Annotated in this window: 16 protein-coding genes; 10 read left to right on the plus strand and 6 right to left on the minus strand. The window is 33.5% G+C overall.

The window, feature by feature from the left end; all coding sequences use genetic code 11:
- Positions 1-23 precede the first annotated feature (23 nt).
- The 5 genes from JM80_RS04010 to JM80_RS04030 form a co-directional block, all read right to left on the minus strand.
- The gene (locus JM80_RS04010) at positions 24-1,748 is read right to left on the minus strand and encodes a LamG domain-containing protein (RefSeq protein WP_144709289.1); all 1,725 of its coding nucleotides are present in this window, start codon (positions 1,746-1,748) and stop codon (positions 24-26) included.
- Positions 1,749-1,761: 13 nt separating this feature from the next.
- Complete coding sequence (locus JM80_RS04015; RefSeq protein ID WP_013620853.1) at positions 1,762-3,312, minus strand: RagB/SusD family nutrient uptake outer membrane protein; 1,551 nt, start codon at positions 3,310-3,312, stop codon at positions 1,762-1,764.
- Between the two features lie 5 nt (positions 3,313-3,317).
- Positions 3,318-6,344, minus strand: coding sequence for a TonB-dependent receptor (locus JM80_RS04020; RefSeq protein WP_144709290.1), 3,027 nt, complete (start codon positions 6,342-6,344; stop codon positions 3,318-3,320).
- A 232-nt stretch (positions 6,345-6,576) separates the two neighbouring features.
- Complete coding sequence (locus JM80_RS04025) at positions 6,577-9,342, minus strand: triple tyrosine motif-containing protein (RefSeq protein ID WP_144709291.1); 2,766 nt, start codon at positions 9,340-9,342, stop codon at positions 6,577-6,579.
- Between the two features lie 66 nt (positions 9,343-9,408).
- The gene (locus tag JM80_RS04030; protein ID WP_089118722.1) at positions 9,409-10,164 is read right to left on the minus strand and encodes a sulfite exporter TauE/SafE family protein; all 756 of its coding nucleotides are present in this window, start codon (positions 10,162-10,164) and stop codon (positions 9,409-9,411) included.
- A 74-nt stretch (positions 10,165-10,238) separates the two neighbouring features.
- On the opposite strand from JM80_RS04030, the gene JM80_RS04035 reads away from it, so the two are divergent.
- Positions 10,239-12,050, plus strand: coding sequence for a sodium:solute symporter family protein (locus JM80_RS04035; RefSeq protein ID WP_144709292.1), 1,812 nt, complete (start codon positions 10,239-10,241; stop codon positions 12,048-12,050).
- Positions 12,051-13,136 carry an acyltransferase family protein gene (locus JM80_RS04040; RefSeq protein ID WP_144709293.1) on the plus strand — a complete coding sequence of 362 codons (1,086 nt, stop codon included), beginning with the start codon at positions 12,051-12,053 and terminating at the stop codon, positions 13,134-13,136. It begins immediately after the preceding gene.
- Position 13,137: 1 nt separating this feature from the next.
- Here JM80_RS04040 and JM80_RS04045 read toward each other — a convergent pair whose 3' ends face one another.
- Entirely contained in the window at positions 13,138-13,722 is a 585-nt protein-coding gene (locus JM80_RS04045; protein ID WP_034645796.1) for a riboflavin synthase, read from the minus strand.
- 55 nt (positions 13,723-13,777) lie between these two features.
- Here JM80_RS04045 and pdxA point away from each other — a divergent pair, with 55 nt between their 5' ends.
- The 8 genes from pdxA to JM80_RS04085 all read left to right on the plus strand — a co-directional run bounded on the left by pdxA (position 13,778) and on the right by JM80_RS04085 (position 20,550).
- Positions 13,778-14,830 (plus strand): 4-hydroxythreonine-4-phosphate dehydrogenase PdxA, encoded by a 1,053-nt coding sequence (gene pdxA / locus JM80_RS04050; RefSeq protein WP_013620846.1) that lies wholly within the window; start codon positions 13,778-13,780, stop codon positions 14,828-14,830.
- 167 nt (positions 14,831-14,997) lie between these two features.
- Complete coding sequence (locus tag JM80_RS04055) at positions 14,998-15,531, plus strand: DUF177 domain-containing protein (protein ID WP_034645794.1); 534 nt, start codon at positions 14,998-15,000, stop codon at positions 15,529-15,531.
- 9 nt (positions 15,532-15,540) lie between these two features.
- On the plus strand, positions 15,541-15,738 hold the full coding sequence (gene rpmF / locus JM80_RS04060; protein ID WP_013620844.1) for a 50S ribosomal protein L32: 198 nt from the start codon (positions 15,541-15,543) through the stop codon (positions 15,736-15,738).
- A gap of 172 nt (positions 15,739-15,910) precedes the next feature.
- Entirely contained in the window at positions 15,911-16,906 is a 996-nt protein-coding gene (locus JM80_RS04065) for a beta-ketoacyl-ACP synthase III (protein WP_034645792.1), read from the plus strand.
- 40 nt (positions 16,907-16,946) lie between these two features.
- Positions 16,947-17,432 carry an acetyl-CoA carboxylase biotin carboxyl carrier protein gene (gene accB / locus JM80_RS04070; protein WP_013620842.1) on the plus strand — a complete coding sequence of 162 codons (486 nt, stop codon included), beginning with the start codon at positions 16,947-16,949 and terminating at the stop codon, positions 17,430-17,432.
- Between the two features lie 66 nt (positions 17,433-17,498).
- A complete protein-coding gene (accC, locus tag JM80_RS04075; protein WP_013620841.1) occupies positions 17,499-18,854 on the plus strand; it encodes an acetyl-CoA carboxylase biotin carboxylase subunit in 1,356 nt (451 codons plus the stop codon).
- Positions 18,855-18,996: 142 nt separating this feature from the next.
- Positions 18,997-19,755: a DUF2314 domain-containing protein gene (locus tag JM80_RS04080; protein WP_144709294.1), complete on the plus strand. Its 759-nt coding sequence runs from the start codon at positions 18,997-18,999 to the stop codon at positions 19,753-19,755.
- 105 nt (positions 19,756-19,860) lie between these two features.
- A complete protein-coding gene (locus JM80_RS04085) occupies positions 19,861-20,550 on the plus strand; it encodes a hypothetical protein (RefSeq protein ID WP_034645788.1) in 690 nt (229 codons plus the stop codon).

Here is a 20,550-nt window from a genome sequence, read left to right on the forward strand (position 1 = left end):
ACTAAAAACTAAAAATGTATTTATTATAAATCTGCGTCTCTAATAGACTGTATTTCTTGTTGTGAAAGTGCTTTATTGTATAGGCGTAGTTCGTCTATAGCACTGTTATCTGATTTATGATCCCAGTAACTAAATGTTTCACCACCAGAACCCACTGTTATAAGGTCACAACCTGTCCAGTCTATAGGAGCAGCTAAGTCTACAGAATTAACAGCAACACCATCAAAATAAATAGTGCTTTTTGTAGCAGAAACAACTAAGGTTACAAATACCCACTCTTGGTCTGCAACGTTAATAATGTCACCATCATTCCAGCTTTCATTAGTTCCAATACCAATATTGGCTTTAATTCTTTGTTCTGTGTCACTACCTTCTCTAAATAGCCTTAGTCCTTGAAAACGATCATCAGCATCATCACCAATAACTAAAATTCCTGCTCTGTCTGGGGTTGCATTTACTTTATACCAGAATGTTGCGCTAAACTCTGTGCCACTTAATAAGTTATTTGCAGGATAAGTTATGTAAGAATCTGTAGTACTTGAAAAGGCGTTACTACCAATAACACTTTCATCTGCAAACCCTGGAGAACCAACTACGGTAGCCTCTTGAGCCGTAAATTTATTTTTTGTGTCGTTATCAAAAGCAGCGTAGAACATTTCTCCATCATAAACACCTGTATAAGGGTTAGTAACGTTTATCATATTTTCTATGTCGCTATCAGTAAGTGCTTTGTTAAAGAAACGTAGCTCATCAATAGCACTGTTGTCTGATTTATGGTCCCAGTAACTAAAAGTATCTCCACCAGCACCAATTGTAACAGTATTACAATTTGTCCAATCTACAGGTGCTGCCAAATCTGCAGTATTTACTGCAACACCATTAAAAAAGATAGTACTCTTGGTAGCAGAAACGGCAAGTGTAATATATATCCATTCTTGTTCTGCAACATTTATAACGCCACCATCATTCCAGCTTTCTCCTGCTCCTGTCCCTACATTAGCTTTTATTCTTTGCTCAGCGCCGTTACCTTCTCTAAATAATCTTATACCTTGAAAACGGTCTTCTGCATCATCACCAATAATTAAAATACCAGCTCTGTCTGGGGTTGCATTTACCTTGTACCAGAATGAAGCACTAAACTCTGTACCGCCAATTAAACCGTCTGTAGGATATTCTAAATATGCATCTGTAGCGCCTGCATATGCATTGGTGCCAACAACACTTTCTCCAGCAAAATTAGGGTTACCAACTTTAGTTGCTGCTTGTAAGCCAATAAGATCTATATAATCACCATCAAAAGGCATATATAAGGTTTCTCCGGCAAACAATGGTGTATAGGCAGGTTCTTTTTCAAAGTTTACAGAGGCTTCAGTGGTTTTACCTTCTAAATCTGTTGCGGTAATTGTTAGTTTATGTGTGCCATCAACTAAATTATCAAAAACTAAATCATCTATTAAAACACGTCTATAGTCTTTAAAACTTGTAAAAGATTGTATTGTATTATTATCTATGGCAACATTTATAGAGGCAACTTCTATATCATCAGTAACTTCAAAATCTATTACAATAGAAGTAACAATGTCTAGTACTTTAATTTTTGTGCCTTCTGTAGGATAATTTATTTTAACTTCTGGAGCAGTTTCATCTGCACCTGCAGCTACTTGCGTTATGTTATCTATACCTTGGTCACAAGAATAGAAAAATAATGCAGAAACCAAACAGGTTATTGTATATTTTAAATTTTTCATAGCGTTTAGTTTTTTAGTTTGATGAGTTTCCTAAAATTGGAAATTGGTCTACCTGTGGTTGTGGGTAAGGAAGGTAAACCTTGTCTTCAGAAAATGTTCTTCCGTCATAGTTTAGCTCGCTAAATCTGCCTAGTCTAACCATATCGTAATAGCGTTTGCCCCATTCCATACCCAGTTCGGCAAATTTTTCATCTATTACATTGTCTAATGTTACACCAGTAAGAGATGGCATACCAGCTCTTTCTCTTACCAAGTTTACAGCATTATCTGCAGTTATAGATGTTGCTGTTGCTCCTTGTGTAATGGCTTCTGCATACATTAATAAAATTTCTGCATAACGTATAACATTGTAGTTTTTGTTACTACCATATTCTGTTCTGCCTTCTATTAATTGGTTTGATGGCAAATAGTGTTTACCACTAGAAAATAGGGCTCTAGAATAGTCGTTTATAACATCACCATCTCTGGTTGTGTTTTTTACAAAACTTGGTAGAGTAGCGTAATTTGGATCTGTTTGAAGCTCTGCAATACCGCGATCTGTAAATAGTACGCTAGTTTCTAAACGCACAGCTTCTCCACGGTCTAACATAAATTTTATAAATTTTAAGCTAGGCTCATAAAAACCCCAGCCAGATGCAGCACCAGTAACAGCCGGAGTCCAGTTTTGCGGGCCATAAGGAGCAAACAAATGTCCTTCTCTATCACCTTCACCTTGTCCAAAATCTGAATATTGTAAATCTAAAATACTCTCATCACTTAATTTACCAGGAGTTTTAAAAAGCTCATAATAATCTGTAAATAAACTAAACTTACCAGAGTTAATTATTTGTCCGGTTGCAGCAGCAACTTCTTGGTAATTTTTAAGTTCTTGGTTAGCCAATGCTTTTATAGCTAAAGCAGTATATTTTGTAACCCCTCCAGGGATATCTATACGCTCATTAGGTCTTGCGTCTGGTAAAAATGAAATTGCTTCATCCATCTGGTTAGATATATGTTGCATAACCTCATCCTTAGTAGGTAACTCTGTAACGTTTAAAAGGGCGCCAGTGTCTGAAGATTCTGGAATAAAAATATCTCCCCAAACCTGAGAAATTTGAAATAACATCATTCCTCTTAAAACTTTAGCTTCTGCAATGTATTGGTTTCCTTTATCAATACCGTCTGCATCTGCAAACTCTTGGTAACGTGCTATTTGTTCCATAGCTGTATGTGCTGTAATAACATCTACATATACGTTTTCCCAAAGAGAATTGTACATCCAATAATCTTTGTTATAATTAAAAAGGTCAGTTTCAGCAAAATCTTGTTGGTCACCTAAACCACCAGCATTAACATCGTCTCCACGAACAGAAATTAATAAAGGTTGTTCCCATCCACGAGATTGAAAAGCATCGTAAACACCAATGATAGACAATATCATATCCTCGGTTTTTGTAAAATCTGTACCACCAGCAAAGTTGTTGTTTTCCTGTGGCTCATCTAACTTGTCTGAACACCCAACAAATACTGATGCAATAAATGCTAGTATAAGTAGAGGTGATATATGTTTTTTATACAGTTTCATAAGTCTTATATTTTAATGTTAACTCCCATTGTATAAACTGCAGGGATAGGATATGTTTGGTTATCTATACCATTAGCAACCTCAGGGTTAAACCCGTTATAACCAAATATGGTTAATGGTTTTTCTGCTGTTAGGTAAATACGGGTTTTAGGAATACCTTTTAATTCTCCATTTTTATTAATTGTGTACCCAAGTGTTATGTTCTGAATTCTAAAGTAGTCACCATCTTCTACGTAGTAATCGTTTAATTTTTGGTTCCACCCTTTACGTACTGCGGCTGCAGATGGGTATGAGTTTGTAGTACCCTCACCGTGCCAACGATTAACAGCAAAGTCTCTGTCCCAGTTAGTATCACTAGTAAAAATTACTTCTAGTCTTTTACGGTTAAGTATTTTGTTGCCACCTTGACCAGAAGCAGTAGCCGTGAAGTCAAAATTTTTGTAGTTAAACCCAAAGTTAAATCCGTATGAGTATGTTGGTAAGTAAGATCCTAAAACTACGCGGTCATCATCATCAATAGTAGTAGGATCTCCACCGTTTTCTTTGTATTTAAAATCGCCAGGGACTAAGTTATTAGCTACAGCAACAGGATCTGCAAGTATTTCTGCTTCATTTTGGTAAATGCCAACAACCTCGCGACCATAAAAAGCGTAAAGAGGTTCACCAACTATAGAACGTTGACGAAATTCTGCTGAGCCAGCATCTATATATTGTTGACCATCTAAACTTAATACTTCATTTTTAAGTGTAGAAAAATTACCGCCAATGTTATAACTAAAATCATCTGATACTTTTTTACTCCAGTTTAATGACATTTCAAAACCAGAGTTTCTAATTTCTCCTACGTTTTGTCTGGTAGAACCGGGTATTAATGGTCTTTGTACAGGGATAACGGCGTCTTTTGTATCTCTAACATAATAATCTGCCTCTAAAGATAAATTGTTGGCTAAAAAACTAGCATTTATACCAATGTTAGTTTCCTCTGTAACTTCCCATTTTAAAGAAGTAAAATCACTACCTGTGTTTAAACCGCTAAACATAGTGTCTCCTAACGCAGTTGTAACTACAGAAGAAGTAATAGAACCGTTACTGCCAGCAACATTATCATTACCTAATTTACCCCAACTACCGCGTAGTTTAAGAAAATCAAAAACACCATTGTTTTGCATAAAAGGTTCTTCAGATACAACCCAACCAGCACCAACTGTAGGGAAATAACCCCATTTTTCTTGGTATTTGTTAGTTCCGTCTGCTCTAAAGGTTCCGTAAAGTAGGTATTTACCATCATAATTATAAGATACTCTACCAAAGTAAGAGAATCCATACTCTCTTGCACCACCATCACCAACACTATTTTCTACAATAGTTTGTGCTTGGTCTAAATAATAAGCTTCTTCACCAGACAACGGAAAGTTTAATCCTGTTGCACTTAAAAACTGATAAGATTCATCTCTGAACGAAGTACCAGCTAAGACAGTTACATCATGATTACCAAAAGATTCTTTATAAGTTAAAGTATTATCCCATATCTGATTTGATATTGTTGTGTTACTCTTTGTTAATGAAGCATCTGGTCTTTGAAAACTATTGCCAATGTAGTAAGGTAAATTAACACTTCTGTACTCTAGAGTTTGGTAGTTGTGATTGTATGCAGTTTTAAACTTAAGTTTAGTAGGTATTAAGTCTATTTCTGCATAAAAATTAGCAAGTATATTTCTAATTTTTGTTCTGTTTTCATTAAAATCTAAAAGGGGAAAAGGGTTTTGACCACCTCTATAGCCTAAATCTTGTGCATTAGCATAGTTTGTAGGGAAAACATCTGGGTCGTTAGCTAAAGCCTCATCATACACAGGTAAAATAGGTACAGCAAAATAAGCAGCACGCCAAGCAGAGTTATCACCATCATATCTAGTAGCGTTACTAATTACCGTGTTAGCACCAACTTTTAACCAGTCGTTTGCATTAAACTCTATTTTACTTCTTAAGTTAAAACGCTCATATTCATTTTTAGTGTCTAATATACCTTGCTGCCCAAAGTAATTAGCCCCTACAGAATAACTAACATCTTCACTACCACCAGTTACACCAATACTATGGTTTTGTATTAAAGCAGGTCTTATAATTTCATCATACCAATCTGTATTAACATTAGGTACATTTGGGTTAACTCTACTACGACCATAACGCTGCATAGCATTTAGAATATAGTCTGCATCTGGTGCAGAACCAGATTCTAACGCTAAGGTTGTAAATTGTTCTGCGTTAGCAACTTTTAAAACGTTTTGTGCTACCTGAAAACCAGAGTAGCCATCATATGTAATTTCTGCTTTTTTATTAAATGCTCCAGATTTTGTTTCTATTAGAACAACACCATTTGCAGCTCTAACACCATAAATTGCAGATGCAGAAGCATCTTTTAAGACAGAAATGGATGTTATGTCTGCTGTATTTAAAAAATCTATATTGTCAAAAAACATACCGTCTACAACATACAAAGGGGCAGAGGCACCTGTGTTGTAAGACCCTATACCCCTTACTCTAATAGTTGGTCCTTGCCCAGGAGAACCGCTACTTACTACTTGCATACCCGCAACCTTACCTTGCATAGCCTGCATAGCAGAACCTGTAGGTACAGCTGCTAATTCCTCGGCTTTAACAGTGGTTATAGATGAGGTTAAATCCTTAGACTTCATTTCACCGTAACCAATTACAACAACTTCATCTAAAGACTCTGCATCTTCTTCTAAGGTTACATTAATTGTATTGGAATTATTTACAGCAATTTCTGATGTGATAAAACCAATGTAACTTATAACTAAAGTTCCGTTGTTTGGAACGCTGTTTAATTGGTAGTTACCATCAAAATCTGTTTGTGTTCCTGTTGTAGTACCCTTAATAATAATACTAGCACCTAATAAAGGTGTGCCATTATTGTCTACTACTTGTCCTTTAACCGTTATATTCTCTTGGGCGTAGGCAGACATCCCGAACAGAATAAAGCAGATTAATAATATTTGATTGAGTATTTTCATAATACATTAAAAATTGAGTTAGATTTTTACTAAATTAATAAAAGAGGCTGTTTGCTAAGGTTTTAGCAACTACATAAAAACTACATCAACACAAAAATTACGCTACACACCGCCAATAGTATGGTTTGCAGTAGTATTGTAACCTAGTTTTTTATACACTTTTAACACTTTGATGTAGTAATGATGTACTGCGTGTTATGTAATTGTTAAGCTGTTTATGACAGAAAAACCTTTATTTAAAGGTGATTAAGAAGTTAGATATGTTCTCTGAGCTATCTATATTTAATTTTTTTCGTAAACGGTAACGATGTATTTCTACACCCCTAACTGTAATAGCCATAAGGGGTGCAATTTCCTTAGTAGATAGGTTCATTTTAAGGTAAGCACATAGTTTTAAATCTTTAGGAGTAAGCTTTGGGTATTCTTTTAAAAGATTCTCAAAAAAGTCGCTATGCAATTCTTTAAAATTCATTTCAAATCGTTTCCAGTCTTCTTTGTTGTTAACAGAATTGTTTAACCTTTTCATAAAGGATTTATAACGTTGCTGATTAGGAAATTTATCTTTGTTTTGAGTTAATAGGTTTTTTAGGTCTAAAATAATTTCATTCTTTTTAGCAATATTTAATGTAGTATTAGCTAATTCTTTTTGTTTAAGCTTTACTTCTTTTGCTAATTTTTCTTTCTCTAAAAGCGCAATTTTTTCATCTTGCTCTTTTTGCATACGCTCTTTAAGCTTATTGTGCTTAAGGTTTAGTTTGTATTTGTTGTATTTTCTAATAAGTATTATGGCGGCTATTACAAGTAAAAAGTAAATTAAAAGTGCAGGGCCAGACAAATACCAAGGAGCTTTAATAGTAAAGTTAATGACATTTGGAACAGATTTTTTATTGTCAATACCTACACCGTAAACCTCTAAAGTGTAACTACCGTGACTTAAGTTTTGAAACGATATAAAGCCATTATCTAATTTAGCAAATTGAGCATCTTTGCCATCTAAACTATAGTAATATTTTGGGTGCATAACGCCAGATGAAGCAATTTTAATACTAATATTACCAGCATCTTTAAAAGGCAATGTTATGTTTTTTGTATGTATTGGGTAACTGTTTTGTTTACCAGTAAAACTCACTAATTTAGGAGTTGGTAGCCTATTATTATCTTTTAACTGATTGTTTAACTTGTTAAAGTTTATTTGACTGTAACCATCTACAAGGGTAAAATAAAATGTAGAGTCGTTTACCTTAATAATATTTTCTGCCTCAGGTATTATACGTTTTTTTAAACTTTGGTTTTCAATAATAATATTGTCTTCCTTAAAATTGGTATAAGTAATTTTTTTACTGTTTTCATTGTCAATAAACCAAAAATGATCATCATTATAATACAACAACTCATTATTTTTAAATGAGCTAAACTCCTCTAACGTTACAATTTTGTCTAAAATAGGATCGTATTTAAACCACTCTCCCTGACTGTAAAAAACAATTTGGTTTTTAATATTGTAGAGTTTTACATTGTATTTATTAGGGGCATTTTTTCCGTTATATTCTTTGGAGCTAATTACAGAGTCATAGGTGCTATTTAATTTTAGTTTGTAAAAACCTTTATATGGGTGAGCAACCCAAAGTGTGTTAGAGTCTTCAAAACACAATTTTTTTACTGGTAAATTAAAGCCTTTTAATCGTTCTACAGTCCATTGGTTAATATCATCTTTACTGTATTTTGCTATTCCGGTATAAGTACCCTGTAAAAAGGATGATTTGTCCTCAGGTATTTTCTCTATTTGATAGCCTCCAGAAATATTAGAAACCTTAACCAAGCCATCTTTATTTAACTTAAATGTTCCTGTATTATGTCCACAAAAGAGCTCATTGTTTACAACTGCAATATCCCAAACGTGCCCCTGAGTGCCTTTTACAAAATGTAGCACATCATTATCTACATAATACAAACCAGTATTAGAGCCTAAGTATACTTTGTTGTTGTACAAAGCAATGTCATAAACAGTACCTAAAACACCAGTAAAATCTGTGTAATACGTAATTGGGTGGTCTAGTTGAATGTGGTCTATACCATTGTCTAACCCTAACCAAAGCTGATTTTTAAAAGCAACCATAGCTAAAATGGTGTTGTTTTGTAGTCCAACTTCGCGATTAATGCTTTTATAGGTTTTTGTGTTATTGTTGTATAAAAAGAGTCCGTTTTTTATAGTGCCAAAAGCAATGCTGTGCTGATTTAACACCATAATTTTATTAAGCTGATGCTGTTTTAATGTGTCGTTAATAGTGCTACCCCAAACATTAATTTCATTATTTTTAATTAAGTAACAACCGTTTAATTTGGTGCCAATTAACAAACCTTCTTTAATAGAAACCATATCTACTACAGTTTTATTTACAAAAGAAATGTTGTTTTTTAAGACAAGAGGTTCTAAGGTGTCACCTTCTAAATAAAACAAACCATCATCACCACCTGCAACAATAATTTGGTTGTTGTGTTTTGCAATATTGTTAACAATAATATCTGCTTTAATTACCGTTATTTTATTGTTTTTGTACACATATACTTTAGAAAATGACCTAAAAACAATTGCATTGTTATAAGGTATAATTTGCCAAAACTCTTCACTAGTAAATACGTGGTTTTTTATAAGATGTGTTAATGATGTGTATTTTAAAACACCTAGGCTATCTTTTTTCCAAAATCCAAATTCTTCATATGAACCGGTGTAAATTTTATCATCTATAGCAGCAACAGATCGTATGGTAGTTTTACTAGGTAAGGCGTTAAGTTTCCATTCTTCTCCATTAAAATGTAAAAGACCAGCATTATTGGCAGAAAATAATTCGCCATCTTTATTAGTGGCTAATCCCCAATTTTTACTAGCAGCATTGTAATCAAATATTTTATAGTTGTGTATAGGTGGAAAAAGATTTTGTCCAACAATAACGTAGCAACTAATAAAGAAAAGTAAAATAAGCGAGGTTAAATTTTTCATAGGGGATATAGAAAACTTAATGATTTTATGTATGAATATAAGATTATTACAAGGAAAACCAATTAATTATCTAAGCAAGATTAGCAAAGCACCTATAGCTGTAAGAATTAGTATCATTTTTCTGAAAAATTTATCCTTAATGTACTTTACTAGAATGGTGCCAACAATAAAGCCTACAAAAATAGCAGGTAAAAGTTTTAGGTTTAAAACAACAGATTCTTTTGTAATGGTATGCCACACAAAAATGTGAAAAGGGAGCTTAAAAATATTGGTAATTAAAAAAAGCCAAGCAGCTGTGCCTATAAACTGATTTTTAGGCAAGCGCATTGCTAAAAAGTAGATGTTAGAAAAAGAGCCAGCCAAATTACCAATCATTGTAGTAATACCAGCAAGTAAACCCATAGAGCCGGCAAATGCCCAATGTGTTGGTACATTTTTAGATTTTTTTTGATCCCACCAAAGCATCATCAAAACGGTAATTAATATAATACCACCCATACAGTATTTAAAAGAAGCTTCTGGTAAATCTTTACCAACAAATACACCTATTAAAATACCGCCAATCATCCAGGGTAAAAACTTTAAAATGTATTTCCACTGGGTATATTTCCTATAATAAATTACAGCAAAAATGTCGCCTACAACAAGCAATGGTACAAGTAAACCTGTAGATGCTTTAGAACCAAAAGCCAAAGCCATAAGTGTAACTACAATTATAGAAATACCTTTTAAACCAGATTTAGAAACACCCATTACAAATACGGCTGTAAAAGCCAAAACCCATGCAGTTGTAGAAATGTTTGCTGTTATTAATAGACCCATAATTGGCGTTTAGCTAAAAAAGACAAAAGTATTGTAAAAAATAATATCTTTACTAATTAACCAACTACTAAAAAATGGAATTAAGTGCACTAGATTATACGCTAATCATTGTTTTTTTTACAATTGTTTTAGGTATTGGAGTTGTGGTTTCTAAAAAATCAGGAAAAAGCTCATCAGAATATTTTTTATCTGGAAGAACAATGCCTTGGTGGTTGCTAGGTCTTTCTATGGTTGCAACAACATTTTCTACAGATACCCCAAACTTGGTTACAGATATTGTTAGAACAGATGGTGTTTCTGGTAACTGGGTATGGTGGGCATTTTTAATTACTGGTATGCTAACCGTTTTTGTTTATGCAAAATTATGGCGTAAGTCTAATGTTAGTACAGATTTAGAGTTTTATGAATTACGTTATGGTGGAAAACCAGCCAGTTTTTTAAGAAAATTTAGGTCTATATATTTAGGTGTTATTTTTAATGTAATTACAATGTCTGCTGTAACATTAGCAGCAATAAAAATTGGAGGTATAATGTTAGGTTTAGAGCCTTGGCAAACCGTTGTAAGTGCAGGTTTAATAACCGTTACTTTTAGTGCTTTAGGTGGTTTTAAAGGTGTGGTTTATACAGACTTTTTATTATTTTTTGTAGCAATGGGTGGTGCAATAGGCGCTGCTTACTATTTGGTTAATTTACCAGAAGTAGGCGGAGTAACAAGCTTACTAACACATGAAGATGTGAAAGGGAAATTATCTATTTTGCCAGATTTTAGCAATACAAATGCTGTAATTACCTTATTAGTTATTCCTTTAGCTGTACAATGGTGGAGTTCTTGGTATCCAGGAGCAGAACCTGGTGGCGGTGGTTACATTGCACAACGTATGTTGGCTGCAAAAGATGAAAACCATGCTATTGGTGCAACTTTCTTTTTTAATATTATGCATTACGCATTACGCCCTTGGCCTTGGATTTTAGTTGCTTTAGCATCTATAGTTGTTTACCCAGATGTTGCTAGTATAGCAGAAGCTTTTCCTAATATAGCAGCAGATAAATTAGGACATGATTTGGCTTACCCTGCTATGCTAACAAAATTACCAAGCGGATTATTAGGCTTGGTGTTAGCGTCATTAATAGCTGCTTATATGAGTACAATTTCTACTCAGCTTAACTGGGGATCATCTTATATAGTATATGATTTTTACAAGCAACAAGTAAATCCTAATGCATCAGAAAAACAATTGGTAGCTGTTGGTAGACTTTCTACTGTTGTGTTAATGGTATTAAGTGCTTGTTTGGCCTTGTTAATGCAAAATGCTATGGAGGTTTTTGATATGTTATTGTTGTTTGGAGCCGGTACCGGACTAATTTTTATTTTACGTTGGTTTTGGTGGCGAATTAATGCCTGGACAGAGATTGCAGCAATGTTTGCATCAGGAGTCTTATCTATCTTACTAAAAGTTACTCCGCTAGGAAACTATCTTTTTGCAGTAGATACAGGAGTTTTTCCAGATTGGTTTCAGATTCCGTTTGTAATGTTGGTAACAACTATAATTTGGGTAGCGGCTACATTTATGACTAAGCCAGAGTCTAATGAGGTATTAAACAGTTTTTACAAAAAAATACAACCTGGAGGACCGGGTTGGAAAAAAGTGGTAGATAATGCTAAAGCAGATAAAATAGATATTGTAAACCCTAATGAAAAATGGAGTGTTCCTTCTGGCATAGGAGCTATGGTATTAGGCTGTGTACTTATATACACATGTATGTTTGCAACCGGATATTGGATTTATGGTGAAACAATAAAAGCATTAATATTTACGGGAATTGCCTTGGTGGCTGGTTTATTGTTAATAAAAGCTTGGAATAAAATGAAAAGTAGCATTCTGTAAATGAAAAATAGGGTTGTATCTGTAGACATTTTTAGGGGAATTACCATTGTTTTAATGATTTTGGTAAATAACCCAGGAACTTGGTCTAGCGTTTATGCTCCTTTTTTACATGCACATTGGCACGGTTATACACCAACAGATTTAGTGTTTCCTTTCTTTTTGTTTATTGTAGGTATTTCTATAGTTTATGCATATCATACCAAAGAAGTAACAGGAAAAACATATCGTAAAATTGTTATAAGGTCTTTAAAGTTAATTGGTCTTGGATTGTTTTTAGGCGCATTTACGCTTTCATTTCCTTTTTTTAAAGATTTTAATGATATACGTTTTCCTGGAGTATTGCAACGTATTGGTTTAGTATTCTTTTTTACAGCAATTTTGTTTATAAAATTAAATTGGAAAGCGCTAGTGGCCGTTTGCGCTGCTATTTTAATAATGTATTGGTTATGGATGGGTTTTGTACCTATTAATGGTACTGCTCCTACCTTTGATAGAGCGCCAAACAATTGGGCTAATTTTATAGATTTAAAAGTTTTGGGATCTCATATGTGGAAAACAGATTATGACCCAGAAGGTGTTTTAAGTACTTTGCCTGCAATAGCTACCTCTTTATTAGGGGTATTTGTTGGTTTGCTCTTAAAATCTGCCTACAAAAAGAAAACACAAATACTTTTACTTTTAGGTGTAAGCTTATTAACTGCAGGTCATATTTGGGATTTCTTTTTTCCTATAAATAAGGCTTTGTGGAGCAGTAGTTTTGTTTTAGTAACAGCCGGGTGGGCAACTATTATTTTGGCTGTTATTTATTATTTTTCTGATGTAAAAAACAAAAAGTTTGGAGGTGTTTTTAAATACGCAGGAGCCAACGCCATTACCGTTTTTTTCTTATCTAGTTTTATAGCTAAGCTATTTGCACTTATAAAAGTAGGAAATACATCTGTTCATGGTTGGTTATTTAAAAACCTCTATGTACATCAGTTTATATCTTTAAAAACTTCGTCAATAGTATACGCATTAACCGTAGTTACATTTTACGTAGTATTAGCTTATGTGCTTTATAGAAAAAAGATTTTTATAAAAGTGTAATTTATTTGGCAATTAGTTTAGCAACATATTTTCCAATTACATCAAACTCTAGGTTTACAACTGTGCCTACTTTATAGGTGTTAAAAACAGTGTTTTCAAAAGTATAAGGTATAATAGCTACGCTAAATGTGTTTTTTCCGGAGTTAAAAACAGTTAAGCTAGTACCATCTATTGTAATAGAACCTTTTTCTATAGTTACATTATTATAATCTGCATTGTATTCAAAACTAAAAACAGCACTACCATCTTTTTCTTCAATAGCAGTACAAACTCCAGTTTGGTCTACGTGCCCTTGTACAATATGGCCATCTAACCTTGTACCTAAAATCATAGCACGTTCTAAATTTACGTAAGAGTTTACTTTTAAAGCACCAATACTTGTTTTTTGTAACGTTTCATCAATAGCAGTAACAGTGTAGGTGTCATCTTTTATAGCAATAACGGTAAGGCAAACACCATTGTGAGCAACACTCTGATCTATTTTAAGCTCTGGTGTTAAAGTAGATTTTATAGTAATGTGTAGGTTACTATCTTCTTTGCGTAATGCGGTTACTTTCCCTAAAGTTTCTATAATGCCAGTAAACATATCGTTTTAATTAAGTAGTTTTGCGGTGTAAATTTAGACATTATACAGTTGAATTATGCAAGAAGATAAAAAAATTAAGGTAGGAATTTCTATAGGCGATTTAAACGGAATTGGCTGTGAAGTTGTTTTAAAGACTTTTGAAGACAACCGAATGTTAGATTTTTGTACCCCTGTTATTTTTGCATCAAACAAAACCATTTCTTTTCAAAAAAAAGAGCTAAATATAAATATTAATTACAATGGTGTGCCTGATGCAGATAAAGCTGTAGATAACAAAATTAATGTAGTTAATGTTTGGAAAGAAATACCAAAGACACAGTTTGGAACACCTACTGAAGAAAGTGGTAAATACGCTCTAAAATCTTTGCAAGCGGCAACAAAAGCTTTAAAAGAAGATAAAATAGATGTATTAGTTACAGCGCCAATAAATAAAAATAATATACAGTCTGATGAATTTAACTTTCCTGGACATACAGATTATTTAGCAAAAGAATTAGGTGGTAATAGTTTAATGTTTATGGTAACAAGTACTTTAAAAGTAGGCTTGTTAACAGACCATATTGCAGTTAAAGATGTAGCAAAAGCAATTACACCTAAACTTGTAAAAGAAAAAATAGCAACTATAGAGCACTCTTTAAAAGCAGATTTTGCCATACAAAAGCCAAAAATTGCATTGTTAGGCATAAATCCGCATAGTGGAGATAATGGTGTTATTGGTAAAGAGGACGATACAGTACTAAAGCCAACAATAACCGAATTAAAAAATCAGGGTAAAATGGTTTTTGGACCCTATTCTGCAGATAGCTTTTTTGGGTCTGATGCTTATAGTAATTTTGATGCAATACTTGCAGCTTATCATGACCAAGGTTTAATACCTTTTAAAACGCTGTCATTTGGTAAAGGTGTAAACTACACTGCCGGATTGCAAAAAGTACGTACATCACCAGATCATGGCACTGCTTATGAAATTGCAGGCAAAGGTAAAGCAGACCACAGTTCATTTAAAGAAGCTGTTTTTACAGCGCTAAAAATCTTTAAAAACAGGCAAGAATATGCAGAGCTAACCCAAAATCCGTTAAAAAAACAACGTTTAAAGAGAAAAGAGTAAGATTTTTTTTCTAGATTTAAACAAAATTAAGCCCTAAAACAGGGCAAAACAATACCTAAACTATTAAGTAATAATATATTTACAATTTTTTAGTTGGGTTTTATTAAAATAATAATATCTTTGCACCCGCCTTTAACGAGGCTGGTACTTTAAAATATAGTGTTGTTATGATGAAGCTAAAGGAGTATTCCATTCCTTTTTCTGGATTAAAGCAGGGAAAGCACAGTTTTGAGTATAATATAGACAATAAGTTCTTTGAATCTTTTGAGTACAATGAGTTTAATGATGCCAATATACATATAGAGGTACAATTAAACAAAATGAGTACAATGTTAGAGCTAGAGATGAAAGCAGAAGGAACAGTAAATGTTTTTTGTGACGTATCTAGTGAAGCTTATGACCAACCTATAAACTCTACATTAGAGTTAGTAGTTAAGTTTGGCGAAGAGTATAATGATGAGAATGAAGAAATACTGATAATTCCTCACGGAGAACATCAGGTTAATATTTCGCAATATTTATACGAAATGCTGGTATTGGCCGTTCCATCTAAAAGAATACATCCAGGAGTTTTGGATGGTACTTTAAGATCTAAAGCCGTAGATAAGCTACAAGAGCTACAACCAAAAGAAGAGAAGGAAAATAAAGAAGATATTGATCCCAGATGGGACGCATTAAAAAAGTTAATAACGGATAAATAAAGTTTCATAATGGCACATCCAAAGAGAAAAATTTCAAAAACCAGAAGAGACAAGAGAAGAACGCACTATAAAGCGGTAGCTCCAACAATTGCAAAAGATGCAACAACAGGAGAAATGCACTTGTATCACAGAGCTCACTGGCACGAAGGTAAATTATACTACCGTGGACAAATTTTAATTGACAAAGCAGAAGAAGCAGTAGCTTAATTCTACTTTTGTACAGTATTTAAAACTCTCACCGTAAAAGTGAGGGTTTTTTTATTTTTCATCAATTTTTGTCAAAAAAAAGCCAGTTTTGGTAAAAAGTCGTAAAAATTGACTAATTTTCCATGATTTTTAGACTTTTTTAAAATTTTTGATTAAAAAATCAAACTTATATATGGGTAAGATATCAGCGGCAATAACTGCAGTGGGTAAGTATGTTCCTGACTATGTTTTAACTAACAAGGAGTTAGAAACAATGGTAGATACAAATGATGAGTGGATTACCACCAGAACAGGTATCAAAGAAAGGCGAATTTTAAAAGAAGAAGGTAAAGGAACTTCTTTTATGGCAATTAAAGCAGCTGAAGATTTACTGCAAAAAAGAGGTATTAAACCAACAGAAATTGATTTAATTATAGTTGGTACTGCAACACCAGATTTACAAGTAGCGGCAACTGCTGCATATGTAGCTTCAGAAATTGGTGCAACCAATGCTTTTGCTTTTGATTTAGAAGCAGCGTGTTCTAGTTTTTTATACGGTATGTCTACGGCTACTAGTTATGTAGAGTCTGGCAGGTATAAAAAAGTGTTATTAATAGGTGCAGATAAAATGTCATCTATATTGGATTATACAGACAGAACAACGTGTATAATTTTTGGAGATGGTGCAGGTGCAGCACTTTTTGAGCCTAATGAAGAAGGTTTAGGTTTTCAAGATGAATACTTAAGGTCTGATGGTATTGGGCGTAACTTCTTAAAAATTGATGCGGGCGGATCTATATTGCCAGCATCTGAAGAAACAGTTAAAAATAAACAACATTACGTTTTTCAAGACGGTAAAACCGTATTTAAATATGCAGTTTCTAATATGGCAGAAGTATCTGCCAAAATTATGGAACGTAACAATTTAGAAGAGAAAGATGTAGATTGGCTAGTTCCACACCAAGCTAATAAACGTATTATAGATGCTACAGCTAACAGAATGGGCTTAGACGCATCTAAAGTAATGATGAATATTCAAAAATACGGAAACACAACTTCTGCTACATTACCACTTTTATTAGCAGATTACGAAAATCAACTTAAAAAAGGAGACAACTTAGTATTTGCTGCATTTGGCGGTGGTTTTACTTGGGGTTCTATTTTCTTAAAATGGGCCTATAACTCTTAAATCAAAATAAAAACTTACAACTAAACAAAATCTAATTTTTATGGATATTAAAGAAATTCAGAGTTTAATTAAGTTCGTTGCAAAATCTGGCGCTAGCGAAGTTAAATTAGAAATGGAAGACATTAAAATTACCATTAGAACAGGAGCTTTAAACTCTGGTGGGGAGACTACTATTTTACAGCAAATACCTATGGGGCAAGCACCAATGGCACCAGCCGCTGCTGCACCTGCACCTGCTGCTGCAACAGATGCTGCACCAGCAAAAGAAGCTAGTAAAGAAGATAAATACATAACAATAAAGTCGCCAATTATTGGTACTTTTTACAGAAAACCATCTCCAGACAAACCAGTATTTGTAGAGGTAGGTGATACTATTGGGCAAGGAGATGTTCTTTGTGTTATAGAAGCAATGAAACTTTTTAACGATATAGAATCTGAAGTTTCAGGTAAAATAGTTAAAGTATTGGTAGATGATTCTTCTCCAGTAGAATTTGATCAACCTTTATTTTTAGTAGATCCATCATAAGAAATTTTAGACACTAAATACTTTTAGTTTTTTAGAATTTAGAATTAAAATTTAAAATTTCATAAGATGTTTAAAAAAATACTTATTGCAAATAGGGGAGAGATAGCGCTTCGTATTATTAGGACCTGTAAAGAAATGGGAATTAAAACGGTAGCGGTATACTCTAAGGCAGACGAAGAGAGTTTGCATGTTAGGTTTGCAGATGAGGCCGTATGTATTGGCCCTGCTCCTAGTAACGAGTCTTATTTAAAAATACCAAATATTATAGCGGCTGCAGAAATTACTAATGCAGATGCTATACACCCAGGTTATGGGTTTTTATCAGAAAACTCTAAGTTTTCTAAAATATGTGCAGAGCATGACATTAAGTTCATAGGTGCATCTGGCGAGCATATAGACCGTATGGGTGATAAAGCTAGTGCTAGGGAAACTATGAAAAAAGCTGGTGTACCTACAATACCTGGCTCAGACGGTTTACTTAAAGATGTTGCTGAAGCTAAAAAAGTTGCTAAAAAAATGGGATATCCTGTTATGATAAAAGCAACTGCTGGTGGTGGTGGTAAAGGTATGCGTGCTGTTTGGTCTGAAGATAAAATGGAAGCTCTTTATGAAAGTGCCGTACAAGAAGCTACAGCTGCTTTTGGAAACGGTGCTATGTATATGGAAAAACTTATTGAAGAACCTAGACATATAGAAATACAAGTTGTAGGTGACCAATACGGTAAAGCGTGTCATTTATCAGAAAGAGATTGTTCTATACAAAGACGTCACCAAAAATTAACAGAAGAAACTCCTTCGCCATTTATGACAGATAAATTGCGTGACGATATGGGAGCGGCAGCTGTTAAGGCAGCAGAATACATTAAGTATGAAGGTGCTGGTACTATAGAGTTTCTTGTAGATAAACACCGTAACTTTTACTTTATGGAGATGAATACCAGAATACAGGTAGAGCATCCTATAACAGAGCAAGTAGTAGATTACGATTTAATACGTGAGCAAATTTTAGTGGCTGGTGGTGTGCCAATTTCTGGTAAAAATTACTACCCTAAATTGCACTCTATAGAATGTAGAATTAATGCAGAAGATCCTAGAAATGACTTTAGACCTTCTCCAGGAAAAATTACTACATTGCATACACCAGGCGGACACGGTGTACGTTTAGATACTAACGTATATAGTGGTTACACAATTCCTCCTTATTATGATTCTATGGTAGCTAAGCTAATTACAACGGCGCAAACCAGAGAAGAGGCTATTAATAAAATGAAACGTGCTTTAGATGAATTTGTAATTGAAGGCGTAAAAACTACAATTCCTTTTCATAGGCAATTAATGGATCATCCAGATTATTTGGCAGGTAATTATACCACAGCCTTTATGGAAGATTTTGTTATGGAACCTAGCAAAGACGATGAATAAATTAAAAAGCTCCGATATTTTATCGGAGCTTTTTTTTTGGTGGTAACTAGCTCATCCCTTTTCACGGTTTACAGGGTATTTGCTATTGTGTAATGCCTATATCTTTGCTGCATATAACTTTACACAAAAATTTAAACTACTTATGAGTAATTCAGATAATAATATATTTTTTGTAAAACAAGATGATGAAATGTCATTAGCCTTTAAAAAAGCACAGGAAACATTTAAGTATTTTTGGAGAGAAATGTACTGGGAGTACAGAAGAGTTATACCTGGGCTAGACTTGGCTATTGTAAAGTTTCCTTTTGAACAAACTTTTAAAGGAGAAAGTGAACCAACTATAGAGCATATGTGGGTGCGCAATATAAGTTTTGACGGAGAAAATATAACTGGCGTTTTAGCTAACAACCCAATGCAATTAACAAATGTGGCAGAAGGTGATACTGTTAGCTGCAGTAGGTCTAAAATAAGCGATTGGATGTTTGCAACATCAGGTAAAACATACGGTGGTTTTACAATACATACCTTAAGGTCTGGTATGAGCGATGAAAAAAGAAAACAACATGATAACGCTTGGGGTTTAGATTTTGGCGATTTTAATAAAATTATGTTGGTTAATGGTCAAGTAGAAAACCCAGAAAATCTTGTAGAGCATCCAATGTGTGTAAATACTGCAGATAAATTTTTAGAATTCTTTAAAGAAAATCCAGATGAAATTTTAATTAAAGATGAAGCTGGGTATACAGTTTTACATAGGCAAGCTATAGCTGGTAATAAAACCACTATAGATATTTTATTGAGTCTTGGAGCAGATAAAAATGTTACAGATAGTAACGGTTTAACAGCTTTAGACTATGCTCAAAAATTAAACTGGTCTCATATTATTTCTGTTTTGGCGTAACATATAATGCTATTGGTAGTCTAACTAATTAATTTAGGTTAACGGCAATTTTAGTGTTAAAACGCAGTTTACTATTATAATTTATATCAATTTATATCAATTTATATGTTAAAAAGACTATTTACCTACACTCTTTTATTTGCATCATTATTGCTTTGTACAAGTTGTTTTGAAATTTTAGAAGAAATAAGCTTTAATAAAGACGGTAGCGGGCGTATAACGGTAACTGCAAACCTAAGTAAAAGTAAATCTAAGTTGGCTTCTGTAATGCTCTTAGACAGTGTTAATGGACATAAGGTGCCTTCTAGGGATGATATAGAATTGGCAATTAAAAATGCAGTAGATCACTTAAAAAAAACAGAAGGCATATCTAACATAGAAAAAAGTGTAGATTATGATAATTATATATTTTCTATAGCATGCGATTTTAAATCTGTAGCAAATGTTAATTCAATTTTTAAAGAAATGATTAACAACCAAAATAGAAGAGAAAAAACCAGTTTTAGCACAACTAATTTTTCATACAATAAAGTTAATCATCAGTTTAAGAGACACTTTAAGTATGATGCTAGTATAAAAAGAAAATTCAATTCGCTTAAGTCAGAAGACAAGAAAGTTTTTAATGATGCCAGTTACACAACAATTTATAGGTTTAATTCATCTGTAAAAAGTGTTTCTAATTCAGGTGCTAAAATAGCTCCAAACAAAAAGGCCGTATTTATGCGTGTGCCTGCATTGTCTTTAATAACAGGCCAACAAACCTTAGAAAATACCATACAATTAATCAACAATTAA

The sequence above is a fragment of the Cellulophaga sp. RHA_52 genome, from assembly GCF_007827205.1.
In the GTDB taxonomy this organism is placed as follows: Bacteria; Bacteroidota; Bacteroidia; order Flavobacteriales; family Flavobacteriaceae; genus Cellulophaga; species Cellulophaga lytica.

Excerpts from the sequence above, each read along its gene's own strand:
- JM80_RS04010 (WP_144709289.1), bottom strand. The coding sequence starts at position 1,748 with ATGAAAAATTTAAAATATACAATAACCTGTTTGGTTTCTGCATTATTT.
- JM80_RS04015 (WP_013620853.1), bottom strand. The coding sequence starts at position 3,312 with ATGAAACTGTATAAAAAACATATATCACCTCTACTTATACTAGCATTT.
- JM80_RS04020 (WP_144709290.1), bottom strand. The coding sequence starts at position 6,344 with ATGAAAATACTCAATCAAATATTATTAATCTGCTTTATTCTGTTCGGG.
- JM80_RS04025 (WP_144709291.1), bottom strand. The coding sequence starts at position 9,342 with ATGAAAAATTTAACCTCGCTTATTTTACTTTTCTTTATTAGTTGCTAC.
- JM80_RS04030 (WP_089118722.1), bottom strand. The coding sequence starts at position 10,164 with ATGGGTCTATTAATAACAGCAAACATTTCTACAACTGCATGGGTTTTG.
- JM80_RS04035 (WP_144709292.1), top strand. The coding sequence starts at position 10,239 with ATGGAATTAAGTGCACTAGATTATACGCTAATCATTGTTTTTTTTACA.
- JM80_RS04040 (WP_144709293.1), top strand. The coding sequence starts at position 12,051 with ATGAAAAATAGGGTTGTATCTGTAGACATTTTTAGGGGAATTACCATT.
- JM80_RS04045 (WP_034645796.1), bottom strand. The coding sequence starts at position 13,722 with ATGTTTACTGGCATTATAGAAACTTTAGGGAAAGTAACCGCATTACGC.
- pdxA (WP_013620846.1), top strand. The coding sequence starts at position 13,778 with ATGCAAGAAGATAAAAAAATTAAGGTAGGAATTTCTATAGGCGATTTA.
- JM80_RS04055 (WP_034645794.1), top strand. The coding sequence starts at position 14,998 with ATGATGAAGCTAAAGGAGTATTCCATTCCTTTTTCTGGATTAAAGCAG.
- rpmF (WP_013620844.1), top strand. The coding sequence starts at position 15,541 with ATGGCACATCCAAAGAGAAAAATTTCAAAAACCAGAAGAGACAAGAGA.
- JM80_RS04065 (WP_034645792.1), top strand. The coding sequence starts at position 15,911 with ATGGGTAAGATATCAGCGGCAATAACTGCAGTGGGTAAGTATGTTCCT.
- accB (WP_013620842.1), top strand. The coding sequence starts at position 16,947 with ATGGATATTAAAGAAATTCAGAGTTTAATTAAGTTCGTTGCAAAATCT.
- accC (WP_013620841.1), top strand. The coding sequence starts at position 17,499 with ATGTTTAAAAAAATACTTATTGCAAATAGGGGAGAGATAGCGCTTCGT.
- JM80_RS04080 (WP_144709294.1), top strand. The coding sequence starts at position 18,997 with ATGAGTAATTCAGATAATAATATATTTTTTGTAAAACAAGATGATGAA.
- JM80_RS04085 (WP_034645788.1), top strand. The coding sequence starts at position 19,861 with ATGTTAAAAAGACTATTTACCTACACTCTTTTATTTGCATCATTATTG.